The organism is Mesocryomonas lacus, assembly GCF_055730135.2.
Genome location: NZ_JBUZWE020000014.1, coordinates 24,872 through 37,518, shown reverse-complemented (window position 1 = coordinate 37,518; position 12,647 = coordinate 24,872). Strand labels below are relative to the sequence as shown.

Annotated in this window: 18 protein-coding genes; 13 read left to right on the top strand and 5 right to left on the bottom strand. The window is 67.4% G+C overall.

The window, feature by feature from the left end; all coding sequences use genetic code 11:
• Nucleotides 1-246: 246 nt before the first annotated feature.
• The 6 genes from ACZLZY_RS19955 (at nucleotide 247) to ACZLZY_RS19930 (ending at nucleotide 4,472) form a co-directional block, all read left to right on the top strand.
• Complete coding sequence (locus tag ACZLZY_RS19955) at nucleotides 247-1,203, top strand: peptidylprolyl isomerase (protein ID WP_472935799.1); 957 nt, start codon at nucleotides 247-249, stop codon at nucleotides 1,201-1,203.
• A 115-nt stretch (nucleotides 1,204-1,318) separates the two neighbouring features.
• Nucleotides 1,319-2,560, top strand: a complete 1,242-nt coding sequence (gene argJ, locus ACZLZY_RS19950) for a bifunctional glutamate N-acetyltransferase/amino-acid acetyltransferase ArgJ (protein WP_472935798.1) — start codon at nucleotides 1,319-1,321, stop codon at nucleotides 2,558-2,560.
• Nucleotides 2,541-3,317 (top strand): GNAT family N-acetyltransferase, encoded by a 777-nt coding sequence (locus tag ACZLZY_RS19945; protein WP_472935797.1) that lies wholly within the window; start codon nucleotides 2,541-2,543, stop codon nucleotides 3,315-3,317. Before argJ ends, ACZLZY_RS19945 begins: the two co-directional genes overlap by 20 nt.
• 84 nt (nucleotides 3,318-3,401) lie before the next feature.
• Nucleotides 3,402-3,809, top strand: coding sequence for an 8-oxo-dGTP diphosphatase MutT (gene mutT, locus ACZLZY_RS19940; RefSeq protein WP_472935796.1), 408 nt, complete (start codon nucleotides 3,402-3,404; stop codon nucleotides 3,807-3,809).
• Between the two features lie 157 nt (nucleotides 3,810-3,966).
• Nucleotides 3,967-4,275, top strand: coding sequence for a hypothetical protein (locus tag ACZLZY_RS19935; RefSeq protein WP_472935795.1), 309 nt, complete (start codon nucleotides 3,967-3,969; stop codon nucleotides 4,273-4,275).
• A complete protein-coding gene (locus ACZLZY_RS19930) occupies nucleotides 4,269-4,472 on the top strand; it encodes a Flp family type IVb pilin (protein ID WP_472935794.1) in 204 nt (67 codons plus the stop codon). Before ACZLZY_RS19935 ends, ACZLZY_RS19930 begins: the two co-directional genes overlap by 7 nt.
• Nucleotides 4,473-4,628: 156 nt before the next feature.
• Here the strand turns inward: ACZLZY_RS19930 and ACZLZY_RS19925 are convergent, their stop codons facing one another.
• Complete coding sequence (locus ACZLZY_RS19925; protein WP_472935793.1) at nucleotides 4,629-5,513, bottom strand: methyltransferase domain-containing protein; 885 nt, start codon at nucleotides 5,511-5,513, stop codon at nucleotides 4,629-4,631.
• A gap of 132 nt (nucleotides 5,514-5,645) precedes the next feature.
• Between ACZLZY_RS19925 and ACZLZY_RS19920 the strand changes: the two genes are divergently transcribed.
• The 7 genes from ACZLZY_RS19920 to ACZLZY_RS19890 all read left to right on the top strand — a co-directional run bounded on the left by ACZLZY_RS19920 (nucleotide 5,646) and on the right by ACZLZY_RS19890 (nucleotide 9,838).
• Nucleotides 5,646-6,434, top strand: a complete 789-nt coding sequence (locus ACZLZY_RS19920) for a ComF family protein (RefSeq protein WP_472935792.1) — start codon at nucleotides 5,646-5,648, stop codon at nucleotides 6,432-6,434.
• 29 nt (nucleotides 6,435-6,463) lie between these two features.
• Nucleotides 6,464-6,721, top strand: a complete 258-nt coding sequence (gene grxC, locus ACZLZY_RS19915; protein WP_472935791.1) for a glutaredoxin 3 — start codon at nucleotides 6,464-6,466, stop codon at nucleotides 6,719-6,721.
• 82 nt (nucleotides 6,722-6,803) lie between these two features.
• Nucleotides 6,804-7,682, top strand: coding sequence for a carbon-nitrogen hydrolase family protein (locus ACZLZY_RS19910; protein WP_472935790.1), 879 nt, complete (start codon nucleotides 6,804-6,806; stop codon nucleotides 7,680-7,682).
• Nucleotides 7,679-8,089 carry a DUF1178 family protein gene (locus tag ACZLZY_RS19905; RefSeq protein ID WP_472935789.1) on the top strand — a complete coding sequence of 137 codons (411 nt, stop codon included), beginning with the start codon at nucleotides 7,679-7,681 and terminating at the stop codon, nucleotides 8,087-8,089. Before ACZLZY_RS19910 ends, ACZLZY_RS19905 begins: the two co-directional genes overlap by 4 nt.
• Before the next feature lie 155 nt (nucleotides 8,090-8,244).
• Nucleotides 8,245-8,517: a DUF1289 domain-containing protein gene (locus ACZLZY_RS19900; protein ID WP_472935788.1), complete on the top strand. Its 273-nt coding sequence runs from the start codon at nucleotides 8,245-8,247 to the stop codon at nucleotides 8,515-8,517.
• A 26-nt stretch (nucleotides 8,518-8,543) separates the two neighbouring features.
• The gene (locus ACZLZY_RS19895; protein ID WP_472935787.1) at nucleotides 8,544-8,837 is read left to right on the top strand and encodes a DUF1289 domain-containing protein; all 294 of its coding nucleotides are present in this window, start codon (nucleotides 8,544-8,546) and stop codon (nucleotides 8,835-8,837) included.
• Between the two features lie 290 nt (nucleotides 8,838-9,127).
• On the top strand, nucleotides 9,128-9,838 hold the full coding sequence (locus tag ACZLZY_RS19890; protein ID WP_472935786.1) for a hypothetical protein: 711 nt from the start codon (nucleotides 9,128-9,130) through the stop codon (nucleotides 9,836-9,838).
• A 156-nt stretch (nucleotides 9,839-9,994) separates the two neighbouring features.
• Here the strand turns inward: ACZLZY_RS19890 and ACZLZY_RS19885 are convergent, their stop codons facing one another.
• From ACZLZY_RS19885 to ACZLZY_RS19870, 4 genes are all read right to left on the bottom strand, one after another.
• Nucleotides 9,995-10,465 carry a Dps family protein gene (locus ACZLZY_RS19885; protein WP_472935785.1) on the bottom strand — a complete coding sequence of 157 codons (471 nt, stop codon included), beginning with the start codon at nucleotides 10,463-10,465 and terminating at the stop codon, nucleotides 9,995-9,997.
• 239 nt (nucleotides 10,466-10,704) lie between these two features.
• Complete coding sequence (locus ACZLZY_RS19880; protein ID WP_472935784.1) at nucleotides 10,705-11,178, bottom strand: hypothetical protein; 474 nt, start codon at nucleotides 11,176-11,178, stop codon at nucleotides 10,705-10,707.
• 172 nt (nucleotides 11,179-11,350) lie between these two features.
• On the bottom strand, nucleotides 11,351-12,094 hold the full coding sequence (gene ubiG / locus ACZLZY_RS19875) for a bifunctional 2-polyprenyl-6-hydroxyphenol methylase/3-demethylubiquinol 3-O-methyltransferase UbiG (RefSeq protein ID WP_472935783.1): 744 nt from the start codon (nucleotides 12,092-12,094) through the stop codon (nucleotides 11,351-11,353).
• A 93-nt stretch (nucleotides 12,095-12,187) separates the two neighbouring features.
• Entirely contained in the window at nucleotides 12,188-12,619 is a 432-nt protein-coding gene (locus ACZLZY_RS19870; RefSeq protein WP_472935782.1) for a helix-turn-helix domain-containing protein, read from the bottom strand.
• Nucleotides 12,620-12,647 lie beyond the last annotated feature (28 nt).

Genomic DNA, 12,647 nt, shown 5'->3' with positions numbered 1-12,647 from the left:
AAGAGTTACACATCGCGTGAGCATGCTGCCGTTTCCCGTCATCGGCGTCGCGTGTCGGGACCTGCGGCTGGACTTTGATGACGCGAGAGAGATAAGAGGGGGGCAAAGCGATGTCAACGCCGCCTGCCGGCGCCGTGCGGCCTTCAAAAGACCGCAAAGCAAGGACTTCCAACCACGCGTTCAAAGAGCGGCCCGCGCCGAGAGGCCGGCATCCGTGTCGCCCGAGAAATCCGAGGAACTGACTTTATGACCCGTATCATCACGCTTCTTCTTGCCGCGACCAGCCTGTCGCTGGCGGGCATGGCCCTCCCGGCCAGCGCCGCCGACACCGACGTCGTGGCCAAGGTGGGCACCCAGTCGATTACCGAGGGCGACCTGACGCTCGCCGCCGGCGACCTCGGCGAGCAGTTCGAGAAGCTGCCGCCCGAGCAGCGCAAGCTGGCCGTGCTGTCCGCCCTGATCGACATCAAGTCACTCGCCCAGGAAGCCGAGAAGACCGACATCGAGAAGGACCCGGTGGTGCAGGCGCGCATCGCCTTTCTGCGCGAGCGGGCGCTGCACAACGCCTATTTCCAGAAGCAGGGCGTCGACGGCATCAAGGATGAGGAGCTGAAGGCACGCTACGACGCCGAGCTCGCGAAGCTGAAGCCGGTCGAGGAAGTCCATGCCCGCCACATCCTGGTGAAGACCAAGGAAGAGGCTGAGGCGGTGATCAAGGAACTCGACGCCGGCGCCGACTTCATGACGCTGGCGGCGTCGAAATCGGCCGGCCCGTCCGGTCCCGAGGGCGGCGATCTCGGCTTCTTTGGTCCCGGCCAGATGGTGCCGCCTTTCGAGAAGGCTGCCTATGCGCTCGAGGTCGGCAAGTATACCGAGGCGCCAATCGAGACCCAGTTCGGCTGGCACGTCATTCAGGTGACCGAGAAGCGGCCGCAGCCGCAGCCGAGCTTCGACGACGTCAAGGACCAGGTTCGCCAGGTGCTGATGCGCGAGAAGTACATGGCCATCGTCCAGAAGGCCCGCGACGACCTGAAGGTCGAGTATGTCGACCCGAAGGTGAAGACGCAGGTCGAGGCGATGGAGAAGTCGATCGCCAACGGCGCACCGGCCGGCGGTGAGGCAGCGCCGGCTGAGGGCGCTCCGGCGGAGACGGCCCCGGCCGAGGGCGATGCCCCTGCTACGGCGCCCGCGCCGGCCCAGTAAGACGAAACAACGAATGTCGGCGGAAGAGGGCGATGCCCGCTCTCTTCCGCCGGTCCGCAGGCCGGACGGCCGGCGACAGCGCGATCTCCAGTAGGCTTCCCGAGAAGGAACGACCATGAGCGTGAGCGTCTCCCCGCTGGCCCCCACGGCCACGCCCGACATGCCAATGATCGAGGGCCTGCGCATCGCCACCGGCGCCGCCGGCATCAAGTACAAGGGCCGCACCGACGTGCTCCTGATGGTGCTCGACGCGCCCGGCGGCATTGCCGGCGTGTTCACCAAGTCGAAGTGTCCGTCGGCGCCGGTCGACTTCTGCCGTGACAGCCTGAAGGGCGGGAGCGTCCGCGCGATCGTCGTAAATTCCGGCAATGCCAACGCCTTCACCGGTCGCAAGGGCCGCGAGACCACAGCGATGACCGCGGTTGCCGCCGCCGAGGCGGTCGGCTGCAAGACCGGCGAGGTCTTCCTCGCCTCGACGGGCGTCATCGGCGAGCCGCTCGATGCCGGCAAGTTCGCGCACCTCCTGGAAGGCCTCGCTGGCGAGGCGACCGGCGACCGCTGGCGCGACGCCGCCGACGCGATCATGACCACCGACACCTATGCCAAGGTCGCCACCCGCACGGTCGAGATCGATGGCGTGGCGGTTACCTTGAACGGCATCGCCAAGGGTGCCGGCATGATCGCGCCGGATATGGCGACGATGCTCTCCTTCCTCGCCACCGACGCGGCGATCTCCTCCATGGCGCTGCAGGCGATGCTGTCGGCCGCCGTAGAGCCGAGCTTCAACTCGGTCACCGTCGACAGCGACACCTCGACCTCCGACACGCTGCTGCTGCTGTCGACCGGCGCGGCCGGCGCCCGCGGTTGCCCGGAGATCACCGACGGCGCCGACCCGCGCCTTTCCGACTTCAAGCTGGCGCTCGCCGACATGCTGCTCGACCTCGCCCGCCAGGTGGCGCGCGACGGCGAGGGCGCCCGGCACGAAATTCAGGTGACGGTCGAGGGAGCGGTCAGCGACACCTCCGCCAAGCGCATCGCGCTGTCGATCGCCAACTCGCCGCTGGTGAAGACGGCGGTCGCCGGCGAGGACGCCAACTGGGGCCGCGTCGTGATGGCCGTCGGCAAGGCCGGCGAGCCGGCCGACCGCGACCTCCTGACGATCTCCTTCGGCGCGGTGCGCGTTGCGGTGAACGGCGAGCGCGATCCCGACTACAGCGAGGCGGCTGCGGCGGCGGTGATGAAGCGGCCGGAAGTGCCGATCCGGGTCGAGCTCGGGCTCGGCGCCGGGCGCTGGACGGTCTATACCTGCGATCTCACGAAGGAATATGTCGAGATCAATGGCGACTATCGAAGCTGAGTTCATGAAGCGCCTCGCCGTCGTCCGCCGGCTGGAAGCTGCCGGCTTCCGGGCTTGGCCCGCCACCTCGACCGTTTATGACGGCACTTGGGCGGTGCGGCTGACCAAGAGCTTTCCGGCCAAGCGGCTGAACTCGGTCAATCCGCTCGACCCGTCCGACCATTCCGACATCGAGGGCCGGATCGAGCGGGCAGCCGAACGCTTCGCCGCGGCCGGCCGGCCGCTGGTGTTCCGCCAGTCGCCGCTGGCGCCGACGCCTCTGATCGAGCATCTCGACCGCGCCGGCTGGTCACGCTTCGCCGAATCCATCGTCTTCACCGCCGACCTCGCCGCGCTTGACCTGTCGAGCGCCATCGACCGGATCCCGACCAAGGACCTCGGACGCTACGTGACTGCGAGCCTTGCCGTGCACGACCGCTCCGACGACATGCGCCAGGGCCTGACCGAGATCCTGGAATCGATCCGCCCACCCGCCGGCTTGTTCGTGCAGGAGGAAGCGGGAAAGGCCATCGCCGTGGCGCTGGCGATCCACGACAACGACCTTGCGGGCGTGCTCGACGTCGCCGTGGCCGAGGGCAGTCGCCAGAGGGGCATTGGGCGCGACATCGTGGCCTCTGCGCTGCGCCACACCTTGCACAAGGGGGCACGCACCGGCTGGCTGCAGGTCGAGGCGGAGAACACCGCGGGCCTCGCGCTCTACCGCAATCTCGGTTTCGTCGAGGCCTATCGCTACATCTACCGCTCGCCGCCGGCCTGACGACGCGGCCTGCTGGTGACCCGCCCGGACGGTCCGTCCGCGGCTTCTCCGCCTCCGGCGGGGGCAAACGTTGAGGAAACCATCATGCCTGCAAAGACCATCCTCCTCGTTGCCGCATGCGCGCTGATCGATGCCGACCGACGGGTGCTGATCGCCGAGCGGCCGGAAGGCAAGTCGCTGGCGGGGCTATGGGAGTTTCCGGGCGGCAAGGTGGAGGCCGGCGAGACGCCCGAGGAGACTCTGATCCGCGAACTCCAGGAGGAGATCGGCGTCACCACGCAAGCCGCCTGCCTCGCGCCGCTGACCTTTGCCAGCCATCTCTACCCCGACTTCCACCTTTTGATGCCGCTTTACGTCTGCCGCCGCTATGAGGGCATTGCCCAGCCGCGCGAGGGGCAGCGGCTGAAATGGGTCCGGCCGAAGGATCTGCGCGACTATCCCATGCCCCCGGCCGACGCGCCGCTGATCCCGTTTCTCATCGACCTCATCTGAGAAAAACTGCCGCTGGGGAAGTCTGCCCCAGACCCTAACCTTTGCTGAAGGACCAGCGGCGGCCTTAAGCGATTTTTCACGGCTTTCCGTCACAATCCCAGAGTGTTGCAAAAGCGCCGCGTCCTCGCCGGGCGCCGCCGACATCCGGGGGGTGACCATGAAAGACAGCGGCCAGCCGAAAACGGGTAATGCCGGCGCCCTCGCCGAGGCCCGCACCGGTCTCTTTCGTGCCACCTTGCTGTTCGGCTCGATCGCCGCAGCATTGGCGTTGATCGTCGTGCCCGCCGCAGACCGCCACGCGAAGATCAGCGTCGCCGAGCGCGGCCAGGCGCTGGATCCGACGGTCACCGGTTCGGCCGGACATGCCGGCAAGAACACCTATGTCGAGAGCCGCAGCGTTCTGTGGGATGGCAAGGCCGGCCCTTGCCTACTGTTCCCCGATGGCACGCAGCGCGGCGCATGCTGAACGGCAGACCCTCCTCGCTGACGGCGCGGCTGATGTCGCGCTGCCGCAGCTTCATCGATGATACCGCGGGTGCGACGGCGATCGAATACGCGCTGATCGCCGGCCTCATCGGCCTCGCGATCGTTGCCTTCGTCTCGCAGATCGGCAGCAACCTCCAGACCATCTTCCAGAACGTCGCGAACGCCCTGGCGAAATAAAGCTGGCATAGCGACAGGCCCGTCCGGTCGACGGGATCCTGGATAGCCTCGACTTTTAGCGTCTGTCTTTCTGGCGACGAACAGTCGGGTGGCCTCGTTGCGGTTCCTCTGTCCGCGATAAGAGGGGGCGTTCGTCTCCCGCCAAGCGGCCGGTGCTCAGAGCTTGCCCGACCGATCGTTCAGCACCGCGCTGAGGCTCGCCTTCGCGCTGCCCGGCTTCAGCGGCTTCTGCTGGCTGTCGTGCGGTTTCCAGCCCGAGAGATAGACGATGTCAAAAGTCGCCCGCACCCGCCCGTCCGGATCCGAATAGCGGTCGGCGTAGATTTCCGCGGCGCGCAGGAACAGCCGGCGCCGGCTCGGCACGCGGCTGCGTTCGGTCAGCATGTTCGCCATGCCCATGGCCCTCAGATCACGCATCAGCTCGAACATCGAGGCATAGCGCACCGTCAGCCGGTCCTGGTCGGTGACCGGCAGCGCGAGGCCCGCCCGCTGCAGCAGCGCGCCGGCGTCGCGGATGTCGACGAAGGGGGCGACGCGCGGCGAGACGCCGCCGACGATCTCCGCCTCCGCCGCAAGCAGAGCGGCGCGCAGTTCGCTCAGCGTTTCGCCGCCGAGAAGCGCCGCCAGGAACAGCCCGTCCGGCTTCAGGCAGCGTTTGATCTGGACGAGGGTGCCTGGCGTATCGTTGGTGAGATGCAGCGACAGCGCGGAAACGACGAGGTCGACGGCATTCTCTGCGAGCGGCAACGCCTCTTCGTCGGCGACGACCGACAGGCCAGTGCCGCCGAGCAGTGCCGCATCGCGCTCGACCCGCACGACGGTGTCGACCTGGCCGCCGGCAGCGAGGAGGCCCGCCATCTCGCCGGAATGGCCGGCAAGGTCGACGGCGAGCGGAAACCGGCGCTCGACCAGCGACAGCCGCTCAGCGAGCTCGGCGGCGACCGCGCGCAAGAGGAAGCGGGCCTCGGCAGCCTTCGGGTCGAGCGCCACACGGCGCCGGCGGCGGTCGAGCAGAGCACGGTCGAAAAGAGGGGTGTTCATCCAGCTTCCAATTTCGAGGTCGACGCCGGCTTGTAGCTGATGACGCACGGCGTAACGTCAAGCTTCTTGCATCGAGCTCAAGCAGAGGATGCCCGGCAAAGGGCGTCTCCAACTTGGAGGGCGGGGAGCGGCATGCGGCAGAGCGGGGCCAGCTGGCTGGCGGCGGCACTGGGCCAGCTGCTGTTTCCGCCGGTCTGTGCCGGCTGCCAGACGGCCATCGGGCAAGCGCATGCCCTTTGTGCCGGCTGCTGGGCGGGCGTCGCTTTCATCGAGTCGCCTTTCTGCGCGGTGCTCGGCACGCCCTTCGCCTTCGAGGCGGGGTTTGCCGGCGACATCGGCGGCAGCCTCGTGTCGCCCGAGGCGATCGCCGACCCGCCGCCCTTCGCGCGGCTGCGGGCGGCCGCACTCTATGATGGGCTGGCGGCACGGCTGGTGGCGTCGCTGAAATACGGCGACCGCATCGATCTCACGCTGCTGATGGCCGCCTGGATGGCGCGGGCCGGCCGCGAACTCCTCGACGCGGCCGATCTCGTGGTGCCCGTGCCGCTGCATGCGTCACGGCTGTGGCGGCGTCGCTTCAACCAGGCGGCCGAGCTGGCCCGCCAGCTGGTGCGGCTGGAGGCCGGGCGCGGCCACGTCCTCCGCTACCAGCCGAGGGTGCTGGTCCGCGTCAAGGCGACGCGCAGCCAAGTCGGGCTCGGGCGCGCCCAGCGTGAGGCGAACGTGCGCGCCGCCTTTGCCGTGCCCGGGCGCTGCAAGCCGCTCGTGGCCGGGCGGCGCGTGCTGCTGATCGACGACGTTTTCACCACCGGCGCCACCGTCGCCAGCGCGACGCGGGCGCTGAAGCGCGCCGGCGCGCGGGATGTCGACGTGTTGACGTTCGCAAGGGTTGCGGTCGGAGAGGGTGCCGTCCATATCTGAACTCTCAACCTTTTCACCAGGACGCAGCCATGCCCGACGTCACCATCTACACGCGCCAGTTCTGCGGCTACTGTGCCCGCGCCAAGCAGTTGCTGACCGAGAAGGGCGTCGCCTTCGACGAGAAGGATGCGACGCACGAGCCCGAGATCCGCCGGGAGATGCTGGCCCGGGCGAACGGTGGCACGACCTTCCCGCAGATCTTCATCGGCGACACCCATGTCGGCGGCTGCGACGACCTCTTCGCGCTCGACCGCGGCGGCAAGCTCGACCCGATGCTGGCGGCCTGAGCGGCATCCTCGTTTTTCGCGGCCTAGCCACGGGCCGGCTTCCCACCGGCCGCATCGCCTTTCGCCCCCTGCAGGATTTCCCATGACCAAGTTTACCGCCGCCGTCCTGCAGATGCGCTCGGGCGTCGACCCCAAAGCCAATGCCGAGGTGATGGCCGCGATGGTGGCCGACGCCGTCGCCAAGGGCGCCACCTATCTGCAGACGCCGGAGATGACCGGCATGGTGCAGCGCGACCGCACGAGACTCGATGCTGAGTTGAAGAGCGAGGCGGACGACGTGATCGTGCGCACCGCCGCGGATCTTGCGCGCAAGCATAGCGTGTTCATCCATGTTGGCTCGGTCGCCGTCGCGGTCGAGGACGGGATGATCGCCAACCGTGCGTTCCTGTTCGGGCCGGACGGAAAGCGCCTCACCACCTATGATAAGATCCACATGTTCGACGTCGATCTCGACAATGGCGAGAGCTGGCGGGAATCGGCGACCTACCGGCCGGGTGCGGCTGCAGGGGTCGCCGACCTCGCGCTCGAGGGCGGCCCGGTGCGGATCGGTTTTGGCGTCTGCTACGACATGCGCTTCCCCCAGCTGTTCCGCGCCGAAGCCTTGGCCGGCGCCGAGGTGCTGACCGCGCCCGCCGCCTTCACCCGCCAGACCGGCGAGGCGCACTGGCACGTGCTGCTGCGCGCCCGGGCGATCGAGAATGGCGCCTTCATGATCGCCGCCGCGCAAGGCGGGGTGCACGAGGACGGCCGAGAGACCTATGGCCATTCGATCATCATCGACCCCTGGGGCAAGGTGATCGCCGAGGTCGACGGGGCGGAGCCCGGCATCGCGCTCGCCGAGATCGACACCGCGCTCGTCGCCGCCACCCGCCGCAAGGTGCCGAACCTCAAGAACGCGCGTGACTTTGCAGTGCCGCCGACCGGTGCAGGTTCGGCTGCAGCCGCCGAGGCCGCCGAGTGATCAAGTTTGCGCTCCGCTGCGAGCCGGCGGGGCATGGCTTCGACGGCTGGTTCCGGTCCAGCGAGGATTTCGAACGGCAGACGGCGGACGGTCTGGTCTCATGCCCCAGTTGCGGCTCCGCCGCGGTGTCGAAGAGCCTGATGCGGCCGGCGGTTTCGACCCGTCAGGGCCCGAGCGAGGCCGAGGCGGCGGCGGTGATCGCCAAGCTCCACGAGATCGGCCGCGCGGTGCGCGCCAAGGGCGAGGATGTCGGCCCCGCCTTCGCCGAGGAGGCGCGCCGGATCCACTATGGCGAGACGCCGCAGCGCCAGATTTTTGGCGAGGCGAGCCTGCCGGACGTGAAAGGGCTGGTGGAGGAGGGCATCGCGGTGATGCCGCTGCCGCCGCTGCCGGAAGACAAGAACTAGAACGCCCTGCGTCCTTCCGGACGCACAAGGGACGAGCTGGATCAGCAAGAGAGAGCGCCGGGCGTCTTCGCGACACCCGGCAAGAACCTGCGGCAGGGCCTCGCCCGCCACCGCCCGGCCCGCCCGGCGCGCAACGAAACATCCGGAGACCTCGATTGGCCAAGACCTGGGCGGACGCGCCTTCCCCGTGCATCGACGTGTGCAAGTTCCGCGACGAAGGCCGCTGCATCGGCTGCGCCATGACCAAGCCGGAGAAGAAGGCGTATAAGCGCCTCGGCAAGAAGTCGAAGAAGCAGGCCTTTTTCCTGCAGCTCGCAGCGCGTCTGGAGAGCGCCGGCCGGTTGCCCTACTGGACGCGGATGTACCGGCGCAAATGCGAGCGCAAGGACGCCCCCTGTCCGCTCGACAAGCTCGACCGCGCCGCCTGACCCCCGCGCCGCCACAGGAAACCGTGATGTCCGACACAACCGATCTCGCCCTCTGGGCCGATGCGCCGAGCCCCTGCGTCGACGTGTGCAAGTACAAGCGCCAAGGCCGCTGCGTCGGCTGCGCCATGACCAAGGAAGAGAAGCAGGCGTTTCCCCGCAACGGCAGCGGCGAGGCGAAGAAGGAATTCATCGAGGCGCTGATGAGCCGGCTGGCCGAGGCGACGCGCAATCCGGCCTTCTGGGTAATGTCGTACCGGCGCAAATGCGCGATGGAGGGGGTGGAATGCCCGATCCGCGAGGATGACGCAGACGTCGGCTGACGCTCACATCAGACACATGCTCCGTCTGTAGACAGGCATGGCTACCGGTTTAGCGCACGCTAAGGCGTTTTCGCTGTCCACTAAGCTGTTGGGCTGACGCCGGTGACGCGCGAAATTCCCGGTTGAAGTTCGACCAATTGAGGAGGCCGGCCTCGAACACGATCATCGTCAATGGGCCCTCGATCGCGATCCGGATCGACCTTCATCGCGATCGAGGTCGCAGAGCGTCCGTTTGTCGGCCACTCCCATCACGTCACAGCCATGATGGGAACCGACCTATGAATAGCCGGATGATCGCCTTTCTTCTCTTTTGCGCCGCATCGCCCCCGGCGCTGTCTGCTCTAGCCGACGAAGCGTTGCCGACGGGGCCGGCGTTGGACCTTTCGGCCGTCACCGCCATTCGCATCACCGGCGAGGCGAGTGCGATCGACCTGACCACCCGTGAGGGCGAGCCTTTTACCGCCACCCTCGGCGGCAAGCGCTCGGGGTGGTTCGCGCATTGGACCTCGATCTGGTCCGATACGGACTGCCGAACCGAAAGCCGCATGTCCGTCAAGGACACGACGCTGTTCGTCGATGCCAGCACATCCTCCTGGCTTGATACCGCTGCCTGTCGAGTCGAATTGAAGGGGAACGTCCGCAAGGAGGTCTCGATCTCGATCGAGCAGGCGGCGTCACAGGTGAAGCTCGTCGGCGACTTCGCGACCATCGCGCTCGACAACAAGGCTGCCGACGTGACGCTCGAAGGGCATGCCGGTTCTGTCCAGCTGAAGGCTGCGGCGCTTCGTTCGCATCTGAGCTTCGATCGAACGCAGGCGGACGAAACGCTGGTGATCGCTGCCGTCAGCCAGGATAGCTATCTCAGCTTCGCCGCCGATACCGCGATCAGCTACACGGTGGAAGCCAGGGCCGCGATGATCGACAGCGCGCTGCCCAACGCCGTCGGCGCCAGGCCATCGGTCGTCTTGCGCGGCGATTATGTCCGGGCGACCATCCGGTAAGCCGCGATCGCTGCCGAATAGCTTGCGGGAAGGCGCGGCCGCGGCCTCGCCTGGCCGATGCCCGCAAAAGTGCGCCTGACGGACAGGTCGTTTTAAAGAAAACGGCCCTACCATTGCTGGCAGGGCCGTTCGCATTTCTGACGAAAATTTTGTGGCCTACTTCAGGTGCGCGCGGAGCATCCAAGCGAACTTGTCGTGCGCCTCGATGCGCTGGGTCGAAAGGTCGTTGGTCGCCCAGTCGCCGTGCTGATCGGCGATCTCGCAGAGAGCTGAGAGCGTCGAGGAGATCTGCTCTTGGTCGGCGAGGAGGGCGGCGATCATCTCCTTGGCGTCGGCGTGGCCGTCATGCTCCTTCACCGCGCTGCGGGCGAGGTAGACGGAGTAACGGCCTTCCGCGTGCACGTCGAACTGCTTGATGCGCTCGGCAAGGAGGTCCTGGCCTTCGAAGTGGTCCTCGTAGATCTTCTGGAACAACTCGTGCAGCGGGCCAAACGACATGCCGGTGACGTTCCAATGGAAGTTCTGCGCCTTCATCGTCTCGATGGACGTCTCAGCCAGCGCCTGCGTCAGGCCCTGGACGATCTCTTCCTTGGCAGTCGGCTCGATCTTGGCGGCGGTCAGTCCCATGGGTGTCTCCTTGTGACCGGGCAAGCCGGTCCTTGTCGTGGAATAATTCTAAACTAGGCTGCCGATCTCCCTTTGGCAATCCTTTTTTGAATCATTCTAAACTAGACGGAGATGAGCGGTGTACCGGCACCCCGACAGCTCTGACCGCAGCGTTGTCGCGGCGAGGTGCGTCGGCAATTGCCGCGAAAGCGATCACCGATATTCAGGGTCAAGTGGTAGCAGAATAGAGTGCCGGCGCTCTATTCGGCGCTGTCGAGCATCCGCACGAGGCCGGCCGAGAGGAATCGCATCCAGCGCTGCGCCTCGGGCTGCACGCGCCAGGCGATCAGCGCGCGGGCGCCGGGCTCGTCGCCCCGCCGGGTCGCGGCCACCAGCCGCAGCAGCCAGGTCTCGTCCTCGCCGACGGACTTCGCGCCGGGACGGTAGAAGCTCATCTGGCGGCGGCCCTTGTTGGCGAGGCCGTGGAAGAAGGCGTTGGCATAGCGGGAGAGCGATACGTCGGTCTCACCGGACAGAAGCAAGCAAGCCCGCTCGAGATCGGGCTGCGGCGCGATGACGCTGCGCAGCGCCAGCCAGCGCAGCCGGTCGAGGTCGATGCGCTCGGCGGCGCTGGGCTCGAACGACGGGATGATGCGGGCAGCCGTCGCGCAGGGGAAGGCGAGAACCGTCTCGTTGCCCGCGTTGGTGTCTGCCTGCTTCAGTGCTGCTGCCATTGCCAAGAGATCCTCGGACTCAACCGGAATGCCGTCTGCGCCTTGCGTATAAACTTGAGCGACCGGCGAAGCAATCGGGGGGCGTGCCCGGCGGGGGTAAGGCCGCACACGTCCGCGTGCAATCCGGCCCCCAAACGGCACGGCTGGACCGGTAAGGGCAGACGGCCGGCGCTTAGGCGCGGCGGGCGAGGACCATGTAGTTGACGTCCATGTCCTTCGACGGGCGCCAGGCGTCGGCGAGCGGGTGGTAGACGATGCCTGTCTCGTCGATCATCGACAGGCCCGCCGCCTCGACGGGCGCGCGGATCTCCTCCGGACGGACGAGCTTGGAATACTGGTGCGTGCCTTTCGGCAGCCAGCCCAGCACGTATTCCGCCCCGATGATCGCAAAGCCCATGGCCTTGAAGGTCCGGTTGATGGTGGCGACGAAGAGCAGCCCGCCGGGCTTCACCATGTCGGCACAGGAGGTCAGGAAGTAGGGGACGTCGGAGACGTGCTCGACGACTTCGAGCGCAAGCACGACGTCGAACTTTTCGCCGGCTTCGGCGATCGCCTCGGCGGTGGTCGCGCGGTAGTCGATGTCGAGGCCGCTCTGGGCGGCGTGGAGGCGGGCCACCTCGATGTTGGTCGCCGAGGCATCGGCGCCGACGACCCGGGCGCCGAGCCGCGCCACCGGCTCGGAAATCAGCCCGCCGCCGCAGCCGATATCGAGAACGCTGAGCCCTTCGAACGGCCGGGAGGCGGCGAGGTCGACGCCGAAGTTGAGACCGAGCTGTTCCCGGATATAGGAAAGGCGCACGGGGTTGAACTTGTGCAGCGGCTTGAACTTGCCCGCCGGGTTCCACCATTCCGCGGCGAGTCTGGAAAAGCGCTCGACTTCGCCATCGTCGATCGTCGTCTGCCGCGCGTCGCTCATCGTCTTGGTCCCGTCAGCTTGTCGTCCCCCCGCATGTTCGCCCCCGGCGGCGAAAGTCAAGCGCCGGCGGTCGCCGGCAACCGATGCTTAGCGTCAGACGAGGTCGTCGACGGCGAGCTTCAGCGCGATGGCGATGGCGTGGATCTCGGCGGGGCTGCCGGCCGCGCTGCCTGCTTCAAGATCGAGAAGACGGGGCGCGGGGACAGCGGTGGTTTCGGCGAGGTCGATGATCGACAGGCCGCGATATTCCCGCCAGACCTTGATCGGGTTGGCGCCGGACAGCAGCCGGTCGAGAAAGCCCGACGGCACGACCTCTTCCATTTCGCTCGCGAGTGCTGCGGTGAAGTCGTCTCCGGCCGGCTCATCCGTTGGCCCGTCCGCCGGCCCGTCCGCCGGCCCGTACGCCGGCCCATCCGCCGGGTTGTCGACGAGGGCAAGCAGCGCGTCCAGCTCCGCCTCTGGCAGAATGGCCATGCGCTCGCCGCCGGGCGTGACGATGATCTGCACTTTGAGCGGGCGTTTCATGGGCAAGGCGTCCGTGTTGTCGGCGGTA

Bases quoted from the DNA above. Each gene is read 5' to 3' on its own strand.
- ACZLZY_RS19955 (WP_472935799.1), top strand. From the start codon at position 247: ATGACCCGTATCATCACGCTTCTTCTTGCCGCGACCAGCCTGTCGCTG.
- argJ (WP_472935798.1), top strand. From the start codon at position 1,319: ATGAGCGTGAGCGTCTCCCCGCTGGCCCCCACGGCCACGCCCGACATG.
- ACZLZY_RS19945 (WP_472935797.1), top strand. From the start codon at position 2,541: ATGGCGACTATCGAAGCTGAGTTCATGAAGCGCCTCGCCGTCGTCCGC.
- mutT (WP_472935796.1), top strand. From the start codon at position 3,402: ATGCCTGCAAAGACCATCCTCCTCGTTGCCGCATGCGCGCTGATCGAT.
- ACZLZY_RS19935 (WP_472935795.1), top strand. From the start codon at position 3,967: ATGAAAGACAGCGGCCAGCCGAAAACGGGTAATGCCGGCGCCCTCGCC.
- ACZLZY_RS19930 (WP_472935794.1), top strand. From the start codon at position 4,269: ATGCTGAACGGCAGACCCTCCTCGCTGACGGCGCGGCTGATGTCGCGC.
- ACZLZY_RS19925 (WP_472935793.1), bottom strand. From the start codon at position 5,513: ATGAACACCCCTCTTTTCGACCGTGCTCTGCTCGACCGCCGCCGGCGC.
- ACZLZY_RS19920 (WP_472935792.1), top strand. From the start codon at position 5,646: ATGCGGCAGAGCGGGGCCAGCTGGCTGGCGGCGGCACTGGGCCAGCTG.
- grxC (WP_472935791.1), top strand. From the start codon at position 6,464: ATGCCCGACGTCACCATCTACACGCGCCAGTTCTGCGGCTACTGTGCC.
- ACZLZY_RS19910 (WP_472935790.1), top strand. From the start codon at position 6,804: ATGACCAAGTTTACCGCCGCCGTCCTGCAGATGCGCTCGGGCGTCGAC.
- ACZLZY_RS19895 (WP_472935787.1), top strand. From the start codon at position 8,544: ATGTCCGACACAACCGATCTCGCCCTCTGGGCCGATGCGCCGAGCCCC.
- ACZLZY_RS19890 (WP_472935786.1), top strand. From the start codon at position 9,128: ATGATCGCCTTTCTTCTCTTTTGCGCCGCATCGCCCCCGGCGCTGTCT.
- ACZLZY_RS19885 (WP_472935785.1), bottom strand. From the start codon at position 10,465: ATGGGACTGACCGCCGCCAAGATCGAGCCGACTGCCAAGGAAGAGATC.
- ACZLZY_RS19880 (WP_472935784.1), bottom strand. From the start codon at position 11,178: ATGGCAGCAGCACTGAAGCAGGCAGACACCAACGCGGGCAACGAGACG.
- ubiG (WP_472935783.1), bottom strand. From the start codon at position 12,094: ATGAGCGACGCGCGGCAGACGACGATCGACGATGGCGAAGTCGAGCGC.
- ACZLZY_RS19870 (WP_472935782.1), bottom strand. From the start codon at position 12,619: ATGAAACGCCCGCTCAAAGTGCAGATCATCGTCACGCCCGGCGGCGAG.